The organism is Fictibacillus phosphorivorans (genome assembly GCF_007673525.1).
In the GTDB taxonomy this organism is placed as follows: domain Bacteria; phylum Bacillota; class Bacilli; order Bacillales; family Fictibacillaceae; genus Fictibacillus; species Fictibacillus phosphorivorans_C.
Map to the genome: position 1 here is coordinate 1,039,541 of NZ_VDZU01000001.1, position 20,473 is coordinate 1,060,013.

Consider the following 20,473-nt stretch of genomic DNA (forward strand, 5'->3'; position numbering starts at 1 on the left):
GGACTTGAAATTATATGATATATCGATGCCGCTATATAATGGTGTACCGGGTTGGCCAGGAGATACGCCATATCACTTCGATCTTGCTTGGACGAAAGACGACTCTGGATCTGTGAACGTTGGAAAAGTGGAGATGAGTACACATATTGGTACTCATATTGATGCACCTTACCATTTTTTAGATAGCGGCGAAAGAGTTGGAGGTTTGGACCTCGCATTATATATTGGCCGAGCAATGGTTATTGATGTGACGATTATGAAAGAGATAACAGCAGAGATCGTAAAAGATAAACTGCAAGCTGGTACGAAACGAGTTCTGTTTAAGACAAGATGCTGGGAAGACCGGTCCGTGTTTCCGGATGAAATCGTACCTCTAAAACCAGAAGCTGTTCAAGTTCTTTACGAGTTTGGAGTCTGCTTGATCGGTGTGGATATGCCCTCGGTTGATCCCCTAGATAGCAAAGAGCTTGATGCACATCATGCTCTTTATGAACACAACATTCATATTTTAGAAGGTCTTGTATTGGATGAAGTTCCTGAAGGAGAATATGAACTTGTTGCTCTGCCACTTTTTCTTAAAGAGGCAGATGGGAGTCCAGTAAGAGCCATACTTAGAGAACTAACTAAATAACTAGTATAAAAAGCAAACACGAGATGCTGTGTTTGTTTTTCTTTTATGCGACGATCTCCAATTAAACCTGCATGTTTTGAGATTTTATCTATTGTTCCTTATAATAGACAAGAGATATTTACTTGGAGGACAGCTATGTACAAATATGGATTTACCCATTATTTTGAAGGAAGCTTACATTTTATAGGACACGATGTTGTTCAGGTTGGACCTTGGACAAATGTATATCTTTCTTTTGAGATAGAAAATGTTGAGGTACTGCCCGAAGGACTTCATGAGCCGAGTGCTTTAGCTGTCTATGATGGAAATGGCGAGCTACAAGAAATTATTGCTCACGATGAGGGTGTCGATTGTGAATATAAGTTTACAGATAAAGAAAAAGATCAGATCAACAACTATCTGCTGCAAATAGATTTTAAACATGAAAAGGAGTGAGTGAAAAATGAAAATTACAGGAATTGAACCAACTCCAAGCCCAAATTCAATGAAGATCAATCTGTCTGAAACACTGCCGGGCACTGAGCGTTATAACTATACAAAAGAAGAGGCAGAGCATGCACCTGCATTTATTCAGGAGATCCTTAAAGTGGATGGAGTTAAAAGCATTTATCATGTTGCTGATTTTATAGCACTGGAACGAAATTCGCGTGCGAAATGGGAAGATGTTTTGTCAGGTGTTAGATCTGTTTTTGGCCAAGAAGAAGAATTGGATGATCCTTCTGGTCAACAAACTCAACAAGAAGATGAAATAAAAGAGATTACAGTTCTTATTCAAATGTTTAGAGGTCTTCCTATGCAGATCAAACTTAAAACCGAGCAAGAAGAGAGACGAGTGGGTCTTGCAGAACGATTCGCAAAAGCAGCATTAGAGGCTCAAGATTCTTCCGATAACCTTGTAATGGAAAGGCAATGGGAAGAGCAAGGTGTTCGGTATGGAACGTTTGAACAAGTAGGCAGTGAAGTGGCTGAAGAACTGTCAGCCGTCTATCCGCAAGAACGTTTAGATCAATTAGTAAAACAAGCATATAGCTCAAACACCGAACAAGATGCAGGAGTCGAAAGTCTTTCCACTTCTGAATTAGAGAAACAACTCCGTGACGCTGATTGGCAGACACGTTATGCGGCATTAGAGCGAATAAACCCATCGATCGATGATGTTATGGTATTAAAACAAGCTTTAAAAGATGAAAAGCCTTCTATAAGACGTTTGGCTGTCGTTTACTTAGGGATGATTGAGGATGAAGCTGTGCTACCCCTTCTCTATCTAGCTCTGCAGGATAAGAATGTATCGGTAAGACGTACAGCTGGTGATGCTCTATCTGATCTAGGGAATGCAAAAGCGATACCCGTCATGTGTGATGCATTGTCTGATAAGAACAAACTTGTTCGATGGAGAGCAGCTCGCTTTTTATTTGAAGTAGGAGATGAGACAGCACTTCCTGCATTAAAAGCTGCTCAGGATGATCCAGAGTTTGAAGTATCTCTTCAAGTGAAAATTGCGATCGAACGTATCCAAAGCGGAGAAGAAGCCGCGGGTACAGTGTGGCAACAGATGACAAAGAGTCGTGAACAGTAATAAAGAGGCAAAGCCTATAGACACATAGGCTTTAGCCTCTTTTTCTTATAAATAACATCAAAAATGATGAAGATTAAGATGTCTCTTGTTGAAAGGCAGAACCTTGGTTGATGCCTAATTCAATAAAACGGTGAATCTCATTACATATTTCTTGAGGTTTTTCTTCCATCAGCAGATGGCCGCATTTTTCATATACGATAAGTTCAGCACTTGGAAGATCATGTTTTAAACGATACCCTGTTTTAACTGGCATAACTTTGTCCTCTTTCCCCCATAGCATTAAAACGGGTTGCTTAATCTGATTTAAATCTTGAGAGCACATATCACCCTCACGTTGGCGTAACAACCTAATCAAAGAATGGGTAAATGCTACTTCGCTAATAGGTTTTTTATAACTCTCAATCATTTCTTCCGTAACCAGCTTTGAATCATGCAACACAGAGAGTAGGTTTTCTTTTACATCTTTTCTTTGAATCCAATTGCGCATTCCCCAAGTGAACAATGGAAGGTAAGAGCAAGCGATTAAAGAGCGACTCGCTCTTTTTACGTATGAACAACAGCCAAGAAGAATTAATTTCTCGATTCTTTTCGGAGATTTCTTCGCAGCATGCATAGAGATCTGGCCACCCATAGAATGGCCGACCAATATCGCGTTTTGAATGTTTAATTTATCTATAAAATCGATTATCAGTTGACCATAATTAGATAATTTGTAGATGAAACTCGTTGATTTTTCACTCTGCCCAAAACCTGGGAGATCAAGTGATACAACTTTATATGTTTTCGTTAAGTATGGAAGTAACTTTCTAAAGCTGACTGTAGAAGATAAAAATCCATGCACGAGAACAACTACTTTTGCATCAGGATCTTCATGATCGAAGTATTCATAATAAATTTGAACACCATTAACACTTATTCGATATCCTGGAGAAAAAATATGGTTTTCATTAACAGCCATGAATGTCTTACCTCCGTCCGCAGAATTCTATGAGTAGTTTCACCAAACAACCCTTAAGATACAAGGAGAAATTATTTCCTCTTTTTTGTAGATTCTTTTCAAAAAGATTTACAAAAAGATTTAATGACCCAAAGCGGCAGTCTGAAAAGTGGAAGTGACTCGTTTAGCTCCGACAAGAAAAAGTAAATGGGCTGGGAAGGTGCACTTTGCTCATCACAGACATTTTTTAACTTTTGACCATGAGGGGCTAGTCACTGCAACTATAAAGGAGGCTCACCGTTCGCCCCATGGAAAGCGAGTAACCTGGAGCGGAAATCAACTACTTTCTGGGCGCAACAATACATACAATAATGCCTTTTAAAACTTATAAAAGTAATGGAAATGCAAAATTTGTGCGTTTGCCTCTATTCCTCTTTACCCACTTCGTACATATTTTAATAAGGAGTAAGAACGCATAAAGAAATAAGAGGAGGTAGCAGGATGGCATTTCCATATTATCCTTACTATTACCCGTATGCTTACGGAGCTTACGGTTATGGCGGCTATGGCTACGGTTGGGTCTGGGCTGTAGTAATTATAGTGTTTATTCTCATCTTGATATTTGGTGGCTGGTGGTGGTGGAACACTAGAGATTAACAGATTAAGGCTTGGAGGTAGGGTCTTCAGGCCTTTTTTTGCTTAAGTATGGATGAACGGTTATGCGGGGATAATGAAAGAAAAAATGGAGAGATGTTATGCATAGTCGACAAACAGTGCGCTATATTTGCGAAGAATACGTGAGCGGCAACTGTTATTATTACAAGAGTGAAATCATTACACATGATAACTGGAAAAATCTTGACTCCCTTTCCTGGTCAAGGCCCCGTCCAATATCTGAAAAGACCTTTCTCAAACAGAAGAAAGCAGGGTATCAAACTGAGCATAAATTTATTAAAAAAGAGCCTGCTGTGGTCGTTTCACTGCACAAAGCAAAAACCGTCTAAATTGGCGGTTTTTTTGTTTTTATAAATAAAATCATAAAGGCGAGCGATTATTGGAAAAGGGTTACATCTTTTTTAAGAAGGGGATACAAGAAATAAGGATATTAAAGGAGGTAAAAACTTTGGATAACTTTCGGATTGCCAAAGATACATTAGGTGAAGTAAAGGTTCCAAAAGAGGCTTATTACGGAGCTCAAACTCAACGTGCGGTTGAAAATTTTCCGATCAGCGGTATTCGGTTACCGTTCTCTTTTATTAAAGCACAAGCCATTATTAAAAGTAGTGCAGCACACGCGAATAAAGAATGTAAGGCATTAAGTGATGAAAAAGCGAACGCCATTATCTCAGCAGCTGATGAAGTAATAAAAGGAGAGTGGAGAGATCAATTTGTTGTAGATGCTTATCAAGCAGGAGCTGGAACTTCTCAGAATATGAACATGAATGAAGTGCTTGCCTCACGCGCCTCTGAATTAATAGGCGGAGAAAAAGGAGATTATTCACTTATTCATCCAAACGACGATGTAAATATGTCACAATCCACTAATGATACGATTCCTACAGCTATACAAATATCTGTAGCATCTGAACTTCATGAAACGCTTTACCCTGCTTTAAGTCGTTTGATTCAAATGTTAAGAGAAAAAGAGACTGAGTTTCATGAGATTATTAAAGCGGGCAGAACACATTTGCAGGATGCTGTTCCTATTCGACTAGGAAGTGAATTCAAAGGTTACAGAGGAACTTTAGAATCGGTTCAACATGCATTGAAACACTCAGAAACTTTTTTATATGAACTAGGTTTGGGTGGAAATGCAGTAGGAACAGGAATAAATGCTCATCCTGATTATGCGGAACTCGCGATAAGACAGATCGCTCAGAAAACTAATTTGCCGTTTACAAAAAGTGATAATACATATGCTTTTATGCAAAACACGAATGCAGCGATTCGAGTAAGCAGCCATCTAAAAGAATTAGCTGTCCATCTTATCAAAATATCGAGTGACCTTAGATTGTTAAGCAGCGGCCCTCGGACAGGTTTTGCTGAAATCATGCTGCCCGCTGTTCAGCCAGGATCATCGATCATGCCAGGGAAGATCAACCCGGTCATTTTAGAGAATATGTATATGATCTGTTCACAAGTAATAGGCAATGATGTATGTGTTTCTACAGCAGCGATCGGAAGTCAGCTAGAAATCAATGCAATGATGCCTGTCATCGGCTTTAATGTACTTCAATCCATAAAGATCTTAAGCAATGGAATGATGATATTTACTGAAAAATGTTTAAAGGATATCAAAGCAAATGAAGAAAATATTCAAAATTGGCTGGAGAAGAGTCTCTCACTTGTAACAGCTCTAAACCCTCACATAGGATACGAAAGGGCAGCAGCAGTAGCCAAGGAAAGTTTTGAGACAGGCAAAACATTAAAAGAAGTGCTAGTGTCAAAAAAGATATTATCTATAGAAGATGCAGACCGAATCTTAGACCCAAATTCAATGATTTGAAAATAGTCTTGTAACTTTTAAATCGCTTTTCTCGACAGATATAGTACAGATTCCTTGTTTTTCATATTATTAACAAATAATTAGTGAAGATTGGAATTTACAGAGTTATAATAGAGAAGTTCATTCACATATAAAGGGAAATAAATAATATTCTGGAAAACCAATTAGTTAACTTGGTTTAATAAATGGAAAGTGGACATTTGAACTGTTTTTGGGGAGGAACTTGAAAATGTGCGGTTTTATTGGATATATGTTAAATACGCCTGAGACGGTAGAACAAAACGAAACGGAACAATTAATTAATATGACAAATATCATTACTCACCGAGGTCCAGATGATAGTGGTCATTTTGTAGATCAATATGTTCGTTTCGGGTTTCGCCGTCTGAGCATCATTGATATTGAAAGTGGTAAACAACCCCTTTCGTACGAAGATGACCGTTATTGGATTATCTTTAATGGTGAAATTTATAATTATGTTGAAATAAGAAAAGAGTTAGAAGATAAAGGGTTTCGCTTTAAAACTCACTCTGATACTGAGGTTATTCTTGCCTTATTCAGTGAAAGAAGAGAAAAAGCATTTACAGAACTTCGTGGAATGTTCGGGTTTTTAATCTGGGATAAAGAAAAGAAAGAACTTTATGGAGCACGAGACCGTTTTGGGATCAAACCTTTTTTCTATCTTGAGGATGAGGAAGGTCTTTACTGTGCTTCCGAAAAGAAAAGTATAACCGTTGTTAAGGAGAAACAAGAAGTAGATGCTGAAGCACTACATCATTATTTAACGTATCAATTCGTGCCTGAACCTATGACCTTAACAAAAGGAATTAAAAAGCTTGAACCAGGGCATTATTTTGTAAAAAAAGCAGGCAGACCTATTTCTATTCATTCGTATTGGAAGCCTAGTTTTAAACCAAGTAACTTGACGCTTGAAGAAGCAAAGGAAGAAATTCGTTCTGTAATGCGCGATTCTGTAAAAGTTCATATGCGTTCTGACGTTCCTGTAGGAGCATTCTTGTCAGGGGGAATTGATTCAAGTGCAATTGTCGCTTTGGCAAGTGAACTGCATCCTTCGTTAAAAACATTTACGGTTGGATTTGAAAGAGAAGGATTTAGTGAGATTGATGTAGCTGTTCAAACAGCGGCTGCACTAAACGTTGAAAACATTCACTATCTCGTAAAGCCTGAAGAATTTATCAAAGAACTTCCTAAGATCATTTGGCATATGGATGATCCAGTTGCTGATCCAGCAGCTGTTCCTCTGTATTTTGTTGCGCGTGAAGCAGCTAAACATGTGACCGTTGTTCTTTCAGGAGAAGGTGCAGATGAGTTGTTTGGAGGCTACAACATCTATCACGAGCCTCACTCGTTAAGACATCTTTCTTCATTGCCAAAAGGTCTTGCAAAAGGATTAGCTGCTATTGCAAGTGTTTTACCTGAAGGTGTTAAAGGAAAGAGTTTCATGGAACGGGGAAGTATGACCATCGAAGAAAGATATATTGGTAATGCGAAAATGTTCTCAGAGAATGAAAAAAGCAAGCTACTAAAAGAATATCGTCCTGCTTATAACTATAAAAATGTAACAAAGCCATTGTATGATCAAGCAAGAGCTTTTCACGATGTTCATAAAATGCAATATATTGATCTGCATACTTGGATGAGAGGCGACATTCTCGTTAAAGCTGATAAGATGACGATGGCTCATTCGCTTGAACTGAGGGTACCTTTCCTTGATAAAGAAGTATTTGATGTAGCTTCAAGGTTGCACCCTAGTCTCACAGTAACGAACGGAACAACAAAATACGCATTAAGAGAAGCGATGAATGGAATTGTTCCAGATTCTGTCTTGCACCGCCGTAAGTTAGGATTCCCTGTTCCAATTCGACACTGGTTAAAAAATGAGATGTACGATTGGGCTAAACAACTGATCCATTCAAGCCATACAGAACATTATTTAAATAAAGATGTGGTATTGGATCTGCTAGAAGGGCACCGAAATGGCAGAGGCGATTATAGTAGAAAAATATGGACAGTGCTCATGTTTATGTTATGGCATCAAATAAATGTTGAGAAAATATATCAATTTGGTAAAGACCATACACCGAAGCATGAACAAATTCTTGAAATGACGGTCTCAAGTCAATAAAACACTCTCTTTATTAGTTTTGCTTGTACGATTTAGTTATGTTATACTTAACAGGTTAAAAAATAGTTAGGAGTGTTTTCATGAATTTTGAAGTAGGTAGCATTGTTGAAGGTAAAGTTACAGGCATTAAGCCTTTTGGTGCGTTCGTTGCATTAAATGATAATGTACAAGGTCTTGTACACATCTCTGAAGTTTCACATGGTTTCGTTAAAGATATTAACGATGCATTGAGTGTTGGTGACGTTGTGTCAGTAAAGGTTCTTTCTGTTGACGAAGACAGCAAGAAGATTTCACTGTCCATCCGACAAACACAGGAAGCTCCAGCTCCTGCACCTAAAAAAGAACGCCGTCCTGGTGGATTCAACAACAATAACAAAAAGAGCAACACAAACAACCAAGACGCTAACAAAGGTTTCAACACTCTTGAAGCAAAACTTAAAGATTGGTTGAAAGAGTCTACAGATCGTCAGGCTCAACTTAACAAGCGCCTTAAAAAGTAATTAAAAAACCTCTCGATTGAGAGGTTTTTTTATATCCTTTTATACGCGGTTATGTTCAGTGCGGCCTTCTGGGCTAAGTTCTTCAGAAGGTTTAAACAATAATGTTAAACAGTATAGACCTGAAAGACCAACTAAGCCATAAACGATTCGGGCTAGAGCAGCGTCTTGACCTCCAAAAATAGCGGCTACTAGATCGAATTGGAAGAAACCAATCAGACCCCAATTGATAGCTCCAATAATAACTAAAGCAAGTGCGAAGCGCTGTAATCCACTCATGTCATTCCCTCCTCTTTATATAAATAGAAAAAGCCTCTTTAGGGTGTCAATTATTGCCTATATTTATTCATTCCCTAATTCTGTAGCATGAAACAAAGGATAAAAACACATGCTAGTATTCGGTAAGCTAATTACTTTACATTACATTTCATGTCCCACATAATACGGATTAACCATGTAAGAAGGAGAGATATCGATGAACGAATATATATATTACAATCCGACTCGATTAGTATTTGGTAAAAATCAAATTCAAACTTTAAAGGACGAACTAGGGAAATTCGGAAAGAAAGTCCTCGTTGTATATGGTGGAGGAAGTATTAAACGAAACGGTTTGTTTGATGAAGTCATGAATGAACTAAATAAGATGGATGCAGAGGTTAGTGAGCTTTCAGGTGTGGAACCAAACCCGAGAGTTTCTACTGTTCGTAAAGGCGTAGAAATTTGTAAAGAAAAAAACATTGATGTTTTATTAGCCGTGGGTGGCGGAAGTGTTATTGACTGTACAAAGGCTATTGCAGCTGGGGCAAAGTATGATGGAGATGTATGGGACATTATTACTTTAAAAGCTCAAGTAGAAGATGCACTTCCTTTTGGAACGGTACTTACACTTGCAGCAACAGGATCTGAAATGAACTCAGGTTCTGTTATCACGAACTGGGAAACGCAAGAGAAATATGGTTGGGGAAGTCCGCTTGTATTCCCTAAATTTTCAATCTTAGATCCGACTTATACCTTCTCTGTTCCAAAAGATCAAACGATTTATGGAATAGTAGATATGATGTCGCACGTGTTTGAACAATATTTCCATAACGCTACAAACACACCTCTACAAGATCGCTTTGCTGAATCTATCCTACTAACGGTAATGGAAACGGCACCTAAGCTTTTAGATGATCTTGAGAACTATGAGTTGCGTGAAACAATCCTTTATAATGGAACGATGGCACTTAACGGTACACTTCAAATGGGTGTTCGAGGTGACTGGGGAAGTCATAACATTGAACATGCTGTTTCAGCAGTCTATGATATTCCACATGCTGGCGGCTTAGCTATCCTTTTCCCTAACTGGATGAGACATAACGTGGATACGAATGTGGCTCGCTTTAAGCAGCTTGCCGTTCGCGTGTTTAATGTTGAAACAGAAGGAAAGTCAGATAAAGAAGTAGCTCTTGAAGGTATTGATCGTCTGTCTGCTTTCTGGACGTCACTTGGGGCTCCAAATGCATTAAAAGACTATGACATTGATGATTCAAAACTAGACCTCATTGCAGATAAAGCAATGGCAAGAGGTGAGTTTGGGAACTTCAAGAAACAAAATAAAGAAGATGTACTCAACATTTTGAGAATGTCTTTGTAAATCATCTGTAAAGCAAGCCATATAAAAAGAGGGGAGTGACCTTTCTTTTTATATGGCTGCTTTTTGAATATTTCGTCTTTTGTAAAGAAAACGATTACATTTGTCTGGTTTCTTGATTTGGTCCTTGTACTTGTATAAAGTGAAAGAATAATGATGTTCTAGGAGGCTTACATATGACAAAAAAGCTTAGTTTTGATTATAGCAAGGCCCTTTCTTTTATTGGTCAGCATGAAGTAGATTATCTGACAGGTGCGGTGAAAACAGCTCATGAAGCGATTCATGAAAAAACTGGCGCGGGGAATGACTTTCTCGGCTGGGTTGATCTTCCAGAAAACTATGACCGTGAAGAGTTTAGCCGAATCGTAAAAAGTGCGGAAAAAATTAAAAGTGATTCTGATGTATTGATTGTTGTGGGAATTGGTGGTTCTTATTTAGGAGCACGTGCAGCGATTGAAATGTTAAATCATTCATTCTATAACCTTTTAGCAAAAGAAGACCGCAAGACTCCTCAAGTATTCTTTGCTGGACAGAACATTTCTTCAACATATGTTAAAGAACTTTTCGATGTATTAAAAGATAAAGATGTATCTGTAAATGTGATTTCTAAATCTGGTACTACTACTGAGCCTGCGATCGCGTTCCGTATCTTTAGAAAGTTCTTAGAAGAAAAGTACGGAAAAGATGAAGCTCGTAAACGTATTTATGCAACGACTGACAAAGCTCAAGGTGCATTGAAAACACTAGCGAACGAAGAAGGTTACGAATCCTTTATCATTCCTGATGACGTTGGTGGGCGTTATTCTGTGCTAACTGCTGTAGGTCTGTTGCCGATCGCAGTAAGTGGAGTAAATATCGAAGAGATGATGAATGGTGCAAAAGAAGCAGCAGCTGATTTTAACAATCCAAACCTTGCAGAGAACCAAGCGTACCAATATGCTGCAGTTCGTAATGCACTTTATAATAAAGGCAAAACTATCGAACTGATGGTTAACTACGAGCCAGGTCTTCACTATGTATCTGAATGGTGGAAACAGCTTTACGGTGAAAGTGAAGGAAAAGACTACAAAGGAATCTATCCTGCATCCGTCGACTTCACTACAGATCTTCACTCAATGGGGCAATACGTTCAAGAAGGACGTCGTGATCTATTTGAAACCGTGTTATACGTGGACCAAGCACGAGAAGAAATTAAGATCGAAGAAGATGATCAGAATTTGGATAAACTTAATTTCTTAGCAGGTCAGACAATGGACTTTGTTAACAAAAAAGCTTTCCAAGGAACAATGCTTGCTCATACAGATGGTGGGGTTCCTAACCTTGTCGTAAGTATTCCTGAAATGACACCATATCATTTTGGTTATCTCGTGTATTTCTTTGAAAAAGCATGTGCGGTGAGTGGATACTTGTTAGGTGTAAATCCATTCGATCAACCGGGAGTAGAAGCATACAAGAAAAACATGTTTGCTTTACTTGGTAAACCAGGATTTGAAAAAGAAAAAGAAGAATTAGAAAAACGTCTATAATCAATTTTTCTAGCCTGACTCAGAGCATTTCATGAGTCAGGCTTTTTTATATTTTTCTAAAATATAGCTCAAATAATCTTCTCTTTCTTTGGAAACGCTAAGAAATAGATTATGAAAGGGTGACGATGATGAAACCGATAAAAAGCAGTCTTGAAAATGAGTGTTGTGCACTGAACGAAGCTGAAGATGTATTGAAAGGAATGGGCTTCTCTTATGGAGGAAACTGGGATTATGATCACGGATATTTTGATTATAAGCTGGATGATGAAGTCGGGTACACGTTTTTAAGAATTCCTTTTCAAGCCATTGATGGCCAGTTAGATAAAAAGGATACGACGATTCAATTTGGAGAACCCTTTCTATTGGCCCACAAATATCAAGTAGGGCTTGATGATAATGCTGAAACAGGTAACATCTCTGGAAGTTTTAATCAGTTTTCAGAACCACAAGATCCTGATGCAACGGTTGATCAAAAGTGGATTGGCATAGCCAAAGAATTAGTAAAGAAGGTAGAAACAGCCGTTTTAAATTAAAAAACAGATAGACGTGACTGCTATCTGTTTTTCTTATCATATCTCTTTTGCAAGGCTAGAGACCATTGCATGTGAAGCCAAGTTCGATGTGTGTATAATATGATTTGCACCCGCCCGTTTTGCGTTTGTCGTTTGATCTGTTGTTAACACTTCTGCATGAATGGATACTGTAGGATTTAAGCCTCTAGCTGTTAGAATAGATAGAATCGTGTTCGTATCGGCTTCATATTCCTTTAAGTTTGCATCTGCTGTGATCAGGATGGTATGTGCCTGCTGAATATGTGCCATCAGCCACGTATGATCTTCACTAGGTTTAGCATGAATAAAATGAATACCTTCAACATATAATGGATTTTCTTTTAAAGATTCATCGATTAGAACGATATGGTTCGATTTAAGTTTTTCTTTAAGAGCTTGAATCGTATGTCTAGCTCGTTCGTTCCAGCCAACTATAATAAAGTGATCTTTGTTCTTATACATACTTTTCCCCTCGAAAAAACGATTTTCTCTTTTCACAACAGAACTTGCTAGATGAACAGTTAAAAAAGCAAAAAAGGATGCGCCAATGAAAACAAGGAAGATAGCTAGTAACCTTACTTGCGTTGTTTCTGGAGTGAAGTCTCCGTATCCAACCGTTCCTGCCGTAATAACTGCCCAATAGAATCCTTCAAATAACGTCGGAAATGTTTTCTTTTCTAAGAGGTGAGCTAAACTAGCGCTTAAGAATAGAATGCTAAAAAGAATGATGGCAAGTCGAATCAGCATCGGCATTCTTAAATAAGCATAGTAAATTGATCGCATACAAACACTCTCCTCCTATTCTCACTATTGCCATAAAAGTTAGGTGTCTATACGGTATGCAAAACAAAAACCCCAAGACTAATCCAAGTCTTGGGGTTTTTCCATTATGAAGCTTCTTCTAAAAGAGGTTCTTCAATGGGAGAATCTGAGGCTTCTTCGTTCTCCACAGTTTGTTGTGGTGCTTTAGAAGCTTCAGCTTGTTCAACTTCTTGTGTGAACGCAGAAGTTGGTGTAGGGCATGAGTGTTCTTTTGAAACATTCTGATGATAAGTGGCTAATGCTTTTTGTTTTAACTCAGCATCAGTAACATTCGATGTTACTTTGATGCGTACTTCTATTACGATACCATCAATAATAATTTCAATGTAAATCCAATGTTCTTTAGGAGTCTCCTCTTTAGGAGTCTCCTCTTTAGGTGTTTCTTCTTTAGGAGTTTCTTCTTTAGGAGTTTCTTCTTTAGGTGTTTCTTCTTTAGGAGTTTCTTCTTTAGGTGTTTCTTCTTTAGGTGTTTCTTCTTTAGGTGTTTCTTCTTTAGGAGTCTCCTCTTTAGGGGTCTCCTCTTTAGGCGTTTCCTCTTTAGGAGTCTCTACTTTAGGTGTCTCCTCTTTAGGTGTTTCTACCTTTGGCTTATCTTCCTTAGGTGCTTCTTTAGGTATATTTTCTTTCGGTACTTCTGGTTTAGGTTTTTCCTCTTTAGGTAATTCCTGTTTCGGTTTATCTTCTACAGGTTTATCCTGCTTAGGTCTCTCCTCCTTTGGTGCTGTTACTACAGGTACACTCTTTGTAGGAGTTTTGTGTGTATTCTTGTCTTGTTCTCCTGCAGAAGGAGCAGGGGTATTTACATGTTTTTCAGGCTCGATTTTTACTGGTTTCTCAGCAGGCTTTTCTTCCTTTTTTGGAGAAGAAGGAATTTCAGCATGACTGACAGGTAATTCGAACGTTTTCTTTTGCTGAGGTTCTTGTACTTTTTCTTGAACCGGTAGTATTTCCTTCTCGAACTTTACTTCATTGCTTGAATCTTTTATATCTAAGATAGGAAGAGGTGGTTCGTATACAAGATCCACTTTTTTGCGATCAGAGGCTTCTACTGTTTCAATCTCTTCTTTTAAAAGCTCTTTGATCGGTCCTACCTTTTCAGATATTTCTTCGATAGTAAGACTGGAGATTTCGTTCTTTGTGATATTCTTACCTGACTTCTTAGCTGCCTTATAAATCGCATAGTGCCCAGGTGACATTTTCATCTTTTTAGATTGTTCACGTTCTTTAGAACTCATCACGATGGTGGTCATCTCTATTGAGTTCTTTTTAGCTTTCTCCGTCATGACTTTATTCACTTGTTGTTTGATTTCTTTTTCCTTATCAGCTGGTATTTCCTCAGATAAAGTTGTAGTGATCAATACTTCTTCCTTTGACTTCAGATAGCCAAGGTCTTCACATGTTTCAAAAATAAGGTCAGTTACATGTTCGATTTTTTCATTTTCCCAATCGTTCAACCGATCAAGAACCATATGTCCTTGCTGATTATAAGCAAAGATATCAAGAACTTTCATATCTTCATCGATCTTTAACTCGAGACTAGGATCCATGTTTATACCGACATATGCATATGCTCCAGGTCCAGATATCGGTGCAAGGACTTGAAAGAACAAGAGGAAGATCGCTAAAGCTACAGCAGTTCCGGTTTTCCAGTTAAAGATAGAAAAAGCAGTTTTTTTGTTCTCTTGTTTTACTGGAAGACGGATTTCTTGACCGACCATATAGGCAGCGTTGGTATTCTTAATCTTTTTAAATTCTCCGCCCTCAGCAAGAACGATGACATGGCGTTTGTTAACTTCTACAATAATCGCTTTGTTCATTAGTGTTTTCCTCCCGTGCCAGGAACATATTGCAGCAACACTTGATAATTTTCTATAAAAATAAGGGTAAGAGCGGTTATGTATTCTCGCTGTTTTTTCATGGTGTGCTTCTGACGCTGTGTACTTTCATTATGAAGAAGGGGCAACCGTTTCCACGTTAAAAAGTAATTCCGCATCTCAGGATCTTTCGAGATCTCTTCAGCAACTTTTATAGCTTGTTGTCTGTTTTCAACATCCTTAGGAGTGCTGGAGACTAAGTGACTAAACTCTATTCCATATTCTTTTAGACGCATTTTAAAATGCGATATTTCTTTTGCAGGATCTGGTTCATCCGTTGCATTCGTGCATAGACTCAACGATGAATGTGAAGACGGTGTTTCAAATGCAGGCTGAAATGATTTATTTTTTTTCGAAAACCAACGGCGGATCAATTGTTCCCCCTCCTTCCAACGAATATGTAAAATAATATATTTCAAGATAATAATAACCAAATTATTATAGTATACTTTCCTATTAAAAAATAGGGAAGAAAGTCACAAGAGTAGATGTTTATGAAGTTTGATAGCGCTCATAGATGGAAAAACTGAGAGTGGGTGATGAAGTTGAAATATAATAAGGAAGATCGAGAGAAATATAGTGAAGCGATAGATCGCATGCAAGAGGGTTTAGACAGCATGATCGATTTGTACAACGAAGCTGAAGATGATGAAGAGCTGATTCAATATGATGAAGAGGTCATAGCGGCAATCAGGCAAGCCAAAGAAAGCTTTGGAGAGGATTTTATCAACCAAAAGATAAACACGATCGTTAAAGAAGTGCTCTCACTCATGCAAGGGGGTCAGACCCCCAACAAAGACAAATAGTGCTTCTTTGTACATCTCACTAGGACAGTCGTAACCTTCAAAACTAAACACCCGCCTTCAGTTATTTAAGAAGGCGGGTGTTTGGTTTTCTTATAGAATGCATATCATAGAACATACATAAAGATCGGAAACATGTTCCAGCATAACCATAGTGTAAAGATAAATAGAATAGAGATTGGAATAGACACTGTGTACTGAATCCATCTTGTTGTTCCTGAACTGAGCTGCCACACTTTACGAACGACAAGGATGAACAAAGGTATGGTCAATAGAAGAAAGAATAATCTTACCCAATATACATAAGTCACAGTATCAGGTGTTAATGAGAATAAAGAGATGAAGCACACGATGCCTATTATTCCATATAACGGCCAGATGACTTGTTTCATCTTCTTAGAATCATGTATTGTTAGAAGAGAGAATGCAATTAAGCAGATAATGGTGTATACAATCATTATAGACCTCCTAACTTGTTATCTTTTACTCTATTCTCTGTTTTTAATTTTTATGAGATTACTATAAAATCAAAAGTAATTCTAGTAAAAACAAGATATGTAACAGAAAGGTGATAAGAATGAAAATCGCAGTAATCAACGGAAGCTCAAGAGAAAACGGAAATACGGATGCTCTGACTCAAAAGGCATTAGACGGGATTCCGTATACTTCTTTTTACCTCAAAAACCACAAGATAAATCCTATAGATGATCTACGCCACGATGAAGGAGGATTTGTTAAGGTAGACGACGATTATGAAGAGTTAATCAACCAGATTCTACAGCATGACGTACTTATTTTTGCTACTCCTGTTTACTGGTATGGAATGAGTGGGGTTATGAAAAACTTTGTAGATCGTTTCTCACAGAGCTTAAGAGATGAAACATTAAACTTTAAGAAAAGCATGAGCGAAAAAAAAGCTTATGTAATTATAGTTGGCGGAGACTATCCTCGAATAAAGGGACTACCATTAATTCAGCAATTTCAATATATATTTGACTTTTTAGGTACTGAATTTGTTGGCTATTTAATAGGTGAAGCAAATGCACCTCATGAGATTTTATCCGACTCTAAAAGTATAGGAGATGCTCTATCGTTTAATAAAGCTTTATTGAAGCACACTGATAAATAGTCAGTGTGTTTTTCTATATTACTAACTGAAAGTAAAAATTTTTGCAATGTTCTAATAGAGTTGTTTTTCATTTGAAGTATCAACCTGGACAATTCCATCCGAGTGTTTAAGGATAAACATTAATGCGAATCCAAAAAGAGGAAAATAACTCTTGTGTTTTTTTGTATTTAATAGAAAAATAGAGAAAAGGCATTTCTTGTAAATACTTTAAAAATAATTCAACAAGGATGTAGAACATGCGAGAGACTTCGTTTGAATTACAAAATAAAAAACAATTGATGCACACGTTCTATGAAGCGGTTAATAGCGGGATTATCGTGTTAGAAACATGTGGCACGATTCTTTATGCGAATACAAAAGCGTGTGGCATGTTAAGATTGACTGATTCTGAAGTTGAAGGCGCATTTCTATATGAGCTTCCGTTCTTTATTACAGATTCAAACAGTGAGAAATGGTCACTTAAAGAAGCTTACCTTCAACATGTAAAAAACAAAACACAAGAATATCAGGTCGAAATAGATTTAATCTGTAACAACACAGGCTTTTCGTCTTCGTTGTCTGTTTCAATCGTTCCTCTTAAGAATAATTTGAGCGATCTATCCGTTATTACTTTAACGGATAATCAGCAGTTAAAACGTACAGAAAAAATGTTGAATCGCAGTCAGCAGCGGTTTTACTCGCTCGTAAATTCAATGGAAGACACCGTCTTTACGTTAGACACTAATTTTGTACATACAGGCATCTATGGACGATGGATGGAGAAACATGGTGTGAAGCCATCCTACTTTTTAGGGAAGACCGTTCGCGAAGTTTTTGGCGCTGAGATTGCTGAAGGGCAAGAAAAAGCATGTCGTCTTGTTTTGCAGGGTAAATCTCAGTTTTATGAATGGAGTAATGTGCGTGGTGGTGAACGTCTCTATTACCAAGCTATCTTGTCTCCTATAAAAAATGATCAAGGTCAAGTAGAAGGAATAGTCGGCGTTTCAAGAGATATCACTCAAAGCAAGAGAATGGAACTAGGACTTCGAGAGAGTGAGGAAAGGTTCCGTCAATTTGCTGAGAATGCAAAAGACATCTTTTGGATGCAAGATTACAAAACGCATCAGCTTCTTTACATATCAAAAGCTTTTAAGCAAATATGGGATACTGAAGAGAGTGATCTCATTGAATCTGTTTTTACAGACGTTCACTCGGAAGATCAAGAAGCAGTCTCAGCGTTCATTAAATTAATCGCAAAAGGTGAATCACAGATTGAATATCGGATACATGGGAAAAATAACAGAGTCCGCTGGATCCGAACAAGAGCATTTCCAATCACCAATGACGAGGAAGAGATCTATCGAATCGCAGGAATCTCTGAAGATATTACAGATTTAAAAGAAAAAGAAGAGCTGCTTAGAAAATCTGATAAGCTTACCGTCGTGGGTGAGCTAGCTGCAGGTATCGCTCATGAGATCCGTAATCCGCTCACTAGTATCAAGGGGTTCGTCCAACTCATGAAAGCAGATATGGAAGATCTTCATAGCGAGATCATCTTATCAGAGATGGATCGGATCGAATCGATCATTACTGAATTTTTAGTATTAGCTAAACCACATCAAGAAACGTTTTTTCAACATAGAAACGTGAATGATTTTATTAAACAGACCATCACTTTGTTAGATTCAGAAGCAAACCTTAATAACGTTCAATTTGAGACGCATTTAATGAACGTGCCTCAGATTCTTTGTGAAGGAAATCAAATTAAACAAGTCATCATCAATGTTATCAAGAATGCTATAGAATCCATGGATAGCGGAGGCACCATTTTTGTAGAAACAGGAGCACATGATGAAGGCTATGTTTTTATTAAGGTTACTGATCAAGGAGTAGGGATAAGCGAAGAACGTCTTGCGAGACTTGGGGAACCCTTTTATTCCAATAAAGAAAAAGGAATTGGACTAGGCCTCATGGTATCATTGAAGATCATTGAAAATCATCATGGAAACATTACCTTTGAAAGTATGTTAGATATTGGGACAACGGTCACGATATTGCTGCCGACAAAGCTATTACCATAAGATTTGATAAAACACATTTCGGCTTCCTGAAATGTGTTTTATTTTTGCTTGCTAAATAAGTGTTTACGGTTTTTTTGTATAGGGTAACCATATACAAGATGCATGAAAAATCTGATCTTTTTGATAGGTGAGAATTAACGTAAAATTGTGAACATTTCTAATTCATGCTACCCTTGTCTAGTAGGGGGATGTACAAAAAGGGATATTCAAGGAGGATAAGAATGAAGGATTTTAAAAAGAAGATTGGTATTTTAGCTGTCGTTTTTTCAATGTTTGTTCTAGCTGCATGTGGCAGCAGTGAGTCAAGTGACGGAGGTCCAGAATTAAAAAACGAAGGTGAATTTAATTTCATCGTATCAGGAGAGTTTCCACCATTCAGCTCAGTTGATAAAGGCGGAGAACTAACAGGATTTGATGTTGCAGTTGGTAAGGCGATTGCCAAAGAACTTGGTCTAAAGCCTGTCCCAGAAAAGTTTAAATTCCACGGCGCTGTATCCGCTATTAAGGCAGATCGTTTTGACGCAGCAGTGGCAAGCCATACAATCACTGAAGACCGAAAGAAAGCAGTGAATTTCAGCGAGCCCTATTATTACTCAGGTCCGGTAATCTTTACAAGACCAGACAGTGATATTAAAACAAAAGAAGATTTAAAAGGAAAAGAAGTTGCTGTTTCAAAAGGTTCTACCTATGAAAAATCTGCACAAGATTTCACAGATCAGATTAAAAACTATGATAGTGATGCGACAGCATTGCGTGCGTTGAGTGAAGGGAAACACGATGCGGTAATCACTGACGCAATCACTGGTAAACAAGCGATTGAAAAAGGATTTAAGATCGTTGAACAAGAGCAGCTTGGTACGAGTGAACAAGCAATCGCTATTAAAAAAGAAGATAAAGAATTGCTGAAAGCGGTAAATAAGGCATTAAAGAAAATGAAGGATAACGGTGAGCTTGCGAAGCTTAGTGAAGAATACGTCGGTGCTGATATCACGAAGAAGCCTGAATAATGGTGGAGCCGCCCTCATGAGGTTACGTGTAGGGTGGCTTTCTTTTATACAAACAGTTCAACACACCACAACACCATTTAAAAAGAGAATGAAAAGGGGAGGACAATGGCATGTTTGATCTCGCACACATTTTAGACGTATTAGTAGAAAGTTATCCACTCTTCATGAAGGGACTATGGGTCACACTTCAGCTTACCTTTGTATCGGTTTTGATCGGTACGGTAATCGGACTCATTTTTGCGTTATTTAAAATCTCAGGAATTAAAGTTTTGAATTGGATAGCGAACATTTATATTGCACTTATTCGCGGTACCCCGTTGATCGTACAGATTTTTATTTTTTACTTTGGTCTAGCGGAATTAGGTATTTCTGCCTTCTGGTCGGCGGCATTTGGACTTGCTATGCATAATGGTGCTTATATTGCGGAGATCTTCAGGGGTTCTATTCAGTCTGTAGATAAAGGGCAGATGGAGGCAGGACGTTCATTAGGTATGACATATGGTTTGGCGATGAGAAGAATCATCCTGCCGCAAGCCTTTAAACGAGCGTTACCTCCTTTAGGTAACCAATTTATTATTGGTCTGAAGGATTCATCTCTTGCATCATTTATTGCCCTTAACGAGTTGTTCAGTATTGCAACGACACAAGGATCTAGAACATTTGATGAGATGACATACCTGATTATCGTAGGTCTATACTATCTAATACTCGTTCTTCTTTTCACATTACTGGTTAACCTATTAGAGAAGAAACTATCAGCTGGGGAATAGGA

At 37.9% G+C, this 20,473-nt stretch carries 22 protein-coding genes; 16 read left to right on the forward strand and 6 right to left on the reverse strand.

Annotated elements, in window-relative coordinates:
• Positions 1-4 precede the first annotated feature (4 nt).
• From kynB to FS458_RS04965, 3 genes are all read left to right on the forward strand, one after another.
• Complete coding sequence (gene kynB / locus FS458_RS04955) at positions 5-631, forward strand: arylformamidase (protein ID WP_144698368.1); 627 nt, start codon at positions 5-7, stop codon at positions 629-631.
• Positions 632-766: 135 nt separating this feature from the next.
• Entirely contained in the window at positions 767-1,066 is a 300-nt protein-coding gene (locus FS458_RS04960) for a hypothetical protein (RefSeq protein WP_144698370.1), read from the forward strand.
• Positions 1,067-1,073: 7 nt separating this feature from the next.
• Positions 1,074-2,207 (forward strand): conserved virulence factor C family protein, encoded by a 1,134-nt coding sequence (locus tag FS458_RS04965; RefSeq protein WP_144698372.1) that lies wholly within the window; start codon positions 1,074-1,076, stop codon positions 2,205-2,207.
• A gap of 73 nt (positions 2,208-2,280) precedes the next feature.
• On the opposite strand, the gene FS458_RS04970 is transcribed toward FS458_RS04965, so the two are convergent.
• Positions 2,281-3,165, reverse strand: a complete 885-nt coding sequence (locus FS458_RS04970) for an alpha/beta fold hydrolase (RefSeq protein ID WP_144698374.1) — start codon at positions 3,163-3,165, stop codon at positions 2,281-2,283.
• A gap of 480 nt (positions 3,166-3,645) precedes the next feature.
• Here FS458_RS04970 and FS458_RS04975 point away from each other — a divergent pair, with 480 nt between their 5' ends.
• From FS458_RS04975 to yugI, 5 genes are all read left to right on the forward strand, one after another.
• On the forward strand, positions 3,646-3,801 hold the full coding sequence (locus tag FS458_RS04975; protein WP_082861470.1) for a sporulation protein YjcZ: 156 nt from the start codon (positions 3,646-3,648) through the stop codon (positions 3,799-3,801).
• 98 nt (positions 3,802-3,899) lie between these two features.
• Positions 3,900-4,148, forward strand: coding sequence for a hypothetical protein (locus FS458_RS04980; protein WP_066397198.1), 249 nt, complete (start codon positions 3,900-3,902; stop codon positions 4,146-4,148).
• 119 nt (positions 4,149-4,267) lie between these two features.
• Complete coding sequence (locus FS458_RS04985; RefSeq protein WP_144698376.1) at positions 4,268-5,650, forward strand: class II fumarate hydratase; 1,383 nt, start codon at positions 4,268-4,270, stop codon at positions 5,648-5,650.
• 229 nt (positions 5,651-5,879) lie between these two features.
• Entirely contained in the window at positions 5,880-7,796 is a 1,917-nt protein-coding gene (asnB, locus tag FS458_RS04990; protein ID WP_144698378.1) for an asparagine synthase (glutamine-hydrolyzing), read from the forward strand.
• 80 nt (positions 7,797-7,876) lie between these two features.
• Positions 7,877-8,296 carry a S1 domain-containing post-transcriptional regulator GSP13 gene (gene yugI / locus FS458_RS04995; protein WP_066397183.1) on the forward strand — a complete coding sequence of 140 codons (420 nt, stop codon included), beginning with the start codon at positions 7,877-7,879 and terminating at the stop codon, positions 8,294-8,296.
• Between the two features lie 39 nt (positions 8,297-8,335).
• Here yugI and FS458_RS05000 read toward each other — a convergent pair whose 3' ends face one another.
• A complete protein-coding gene (locus FS458_RS05000) occupies positions 8,336-8,572 on the reverse strand; it encodes a DUF378 domain-containing protein (protein WP_137788525.1) in 237 nt (78 codons plus the stop codon).
• A gap of 196 nt (positions 8,573-8,768) precedes the next feature.
• On the opposite strand from FS458_RS05000, the gene FS458_RS05005 reads away from it, so the two are divergent.
• From FS458_RS05005 to FS458_RS05015, 3 genes are all read left to right on the forward strand, one after another.
• Positions 8,769-9,932 carry an iron-containing alcohol dehydrogenase gene (locus tag FS458_RS05005; protein WP_144698380.1) on the forward strand — a complete coding sequence of 388 codons (1,164 nt, stop codon included), beginning with the start codon at positions 8,769-8,771 and terminating at the stop codon, positions 9,930-9,932.
• Positions 9,933-10,105: 173 nt separating this feature from the next.
• The gene (locus tag FS458_RS05010) at positions 10,106-11,455 is read left to right on the forward strand and encodes a glucose-6-phosphate isomerase (protein ID WP_144698382.1); all 1,350 of its coding nucleotides are present in this window, start codon (positions 10,106-10,108) and stop codon (positions 11,453-11,455) included.
• A gap of 128 nt (positions 11,456-11,583) precedes the next feature.
• On the forward strand, positions 11,584-11,988 hold the full coding sequence (locus tag FS458_RS05015; RefSeq protein ID WP_144703296.1) for a YugN-like family protein: 405 nt from the start codon (positions 11,584-11,586) through the stop codon (positions 11,986-11,988).
• A 36-nt stretch (positions 11,989-12,024) separates the two neighbouring features.
• On the opposite strand, the gene FS458_RS05020 is transcribed toward FS458_RS05015, so the two are convergent.
• The 3 genes from FS458_RS05020 to FS458_RS05030 all read right to left on the reverse strand — a co-directional run bounded on the left by FS458_RS05020 (position 12,025) and on the right by FS458_RS05030 (position 15,076).
• Positions 12,025-12,789 (reverse strand): potassium channel family protein, encoded by a 765-nt coding sequence (locus FS458_RS05020; protein ID WP_144698384.1) that lies wholly within the window; start codon positions 12,787-12,789, stop codon positions 12,025-12,027.
• Positions 12,790-12,893: 104 nt separating this feature from the next.
• Entirely contained in the window at positions 12,894-14,645 is a 1,752-nt protein-coding gene (locus FS458_RS05025; protein WP_144698386.1) for an anti-sigma factor domain-containing protein, read from the reverse strand.
• Entirely contained in the window at positions 14,645-15,076 is a 432-nt protein-coding gene (locus tag FS458_RS05030; protein WP_144698388.1) for a hypothetical protein, read from the reverse strand. The genes FS458_RS05025 and FS458_RS05030 overlap by 1 nt, the downstream gene beginning before the upstream one ends.
• A 171-nt stretch (positions 15,077-15,247) precedes the next feature.
• On the opposite strand from FS458_RS05030, the gene FS458_RS05035 reads away from it, so the two are divergent.
• Complete coding sequence (locus FS458_RS05035; RefSeq protein ID WP_231607518.1) at positions 15,248-15,508, forward strand: hypothetical protein; 261 nt, start codon at positions 15,248-15,250, stop codon at positions 15,506-15,508.
• A 104-nt stretch (positions 15,509-15,612) separates the two neighbouring features.
• Here FS458_RS05035 and FS458_RS05040 read toward each other — a convergent pair whose 3' ends face one another.
• Positions 15,613-15,963 (reverse strand): hypothetical protein, encoded by a 351-nt coding sequence (locus tag FS458_RS05040; protein WP_144698392.1) that lies wholly within the window; start codon positions 15,961-15,963, stop codon positions 15,613-15,615.
• Between the two features lie 125 nt (positions 15,964-16,088).
• Between FS458_RS05040 and FS458_RS05045 the strand changes: the two genes are divergently transcribed.
• The 4 genes from FS458_RS05045 to FS458_RS05060 all read left to right on the forward strand — a co-directional run bounded on the left by FS458_RS05045 (position 16,089) and on the right by FS458_RS05060 (position 20,471).
• A complete protein-coding gene (locus tag FS458_RS05045; RefSeq protein WP_186320616.1) occupies positions 16,089-16,634 on the forward strand; it encodes a flavodoxin family protein in 546 nt (181 codons plus the stop codon).
• A 236-nt stretch (positions 16,635-16,870) separates the two neighbouring features.
• Positions 16,871-18,694: a PAS domain-containing sensor histidine kinase gene (locus FS458_RS05050; RefSeq protein WP_144698395.1), complete on the forward strand. Its 1,824-nt coding sequence runs from the start codon at positions 16,871-16,873 to the stop codon at positions 18,692-18,694.
• A 221-nt stretch (positions 18,695-18,915) separates the two neighbouring features.
• Positions 18,916-19,701 carry a transporter substrate-binding domain-containing protein gene (locus FS458_RS05055; RefSeq protein ID WP_144698397.1) on the forward strand — a complete coding sequence of 262 codons (786 nt, stop codon included), beginning with the start codon at positions 18,916-18,918 and terminating at the stop codon, positions 19,699-19,701.
• Positions 19,702-19,811: 110 nt separating this feature from the next.
• Positions 19,812-20,471 (forward strand): amino acid ABC transporter permease, encoded by a 660-nt coding sequence (locus FS458_RS05060; RefSeq protein WP_137788536.1) that lies wholly within the window; start codon positions 19,812-19,814, stop codon positions 20,469-20,471.
• Positions 20,472-20,473: the final 2 nt, after the last annotated feature.

Bases quoted from the DNA above. Each gene is read 5' to 3' on its own strand.
- FS458_RS04960 (WP_144698370.1), top strand. From the start codon at position 767: ATGTACAAATATGGATTTACCCATTATTTTGAAGGAAGCTTACATTTT.
- FS458_RS04965 (WP_144698372.1), top strand. From the start codon at position 1,074: ATGAAAATTACAGGAATTGAACCAACTCCAAGCCCAAATTCAATGAAG.
- FS458_RS04970 (WP_144698374.1), bottom strand. From the start codon at position 3,165: ATGGCTGTTAATGAAAACCATATTTTTTCTCCAGGATATCGAATAAGT.
- FS458_RS04975 (WP_082861470.1), top strand. From the start codon at position 3,646: ATGGCATTTCCATATTATCCTTACTATTACCCGTATGCTTACGGAGCT.
- FS458_RS04980 (WP_066397198.1), top strand. From the start codon at position 3,900: ATGCATAGTCGACAAACAGTGCGCTATATTTGCGAAGAATACGTGAGC.
- asnB (WP_144698378.1), top strand. From the start codon at position 5,880: ATGTGCGGTTTTATTGGATATATGTTAAATACGCCTGAGACGGTAGAA.
- yugI (WP_066397183.1), top strand. From the start codon at position 7,877: ATGAATTTTGAAGTAGGTAGCATTGTTGAAGGTAAAGTTACAGGCATT.
- FS458_RS05000 (WP_137788525.1), bottom strand. From the start codon at position 8,572: ATGAGTGGATTACAGCGCTTCGCACTTGCTTTAGTTATTATTGGAGCT.
- FS458_RS05005 (WP_144698380.1), top strand. From the start codon at position 8,769: ATGAACGAATATATATATTACAATCCGACTCGATTAGTATTTGGTAAA.
- FS458_RS05010 (WP_144698382.1), top strand. From the start codon at position 10,106: ATGACAAAAAAGCTTAGTTTTGATTATAGCAAGGCCCTTTCTTTTATT.
- FS458_RS05015 (WP_144703296.1), top strand. From the start codon at position 11,584: ATGAAACCGATAAAAAGCAGTCTTGAAAATGAGTGTTGTGCACTGAAC.
- FS458_RS05020 (WP_144698384.1), bottom strand. From the start codon at position 12,789: ATGCGATCAATTTACTATGCTTATTTAAGAATGCCGATGCTGATTCGA.
- FS458_RS05025 (WP_144698386.1), bottom strand. From the start codon at position 14,645: ATGAACAAAGCGATTATTGTAGAAGTTAACAAACGCCATGTCATCGTT.
- FS458_RS05040 (WP_144698392.1), bottom strand. From the start codon at position 15,963: ATGATTGTATACACCATTATCTGCTTAATTGCATTCTCTCTTCTAACA.
- FS458_RS05050 (WP_144698395.1), top strand. From the start codon at position 16,871: ATGCGAGAGACTTCGTTTGAATTACAAAATAAAAAACAATTGATGCAC.
- FS458_RS05055 (WP_144698397.1), top strand. From the start codon at position 18,916: ATGAAGGATTTTAAAAAGAAGATTGGTATTTTAGCTGTCGTTTTTTCA.
- FS458_RS05060 (WP_137788536.1), top strand. From the start codon at position 19,812: ATGTTTGATCTCGCACACATTTTAGACGTATTAGTAGAAAGTTATCCA.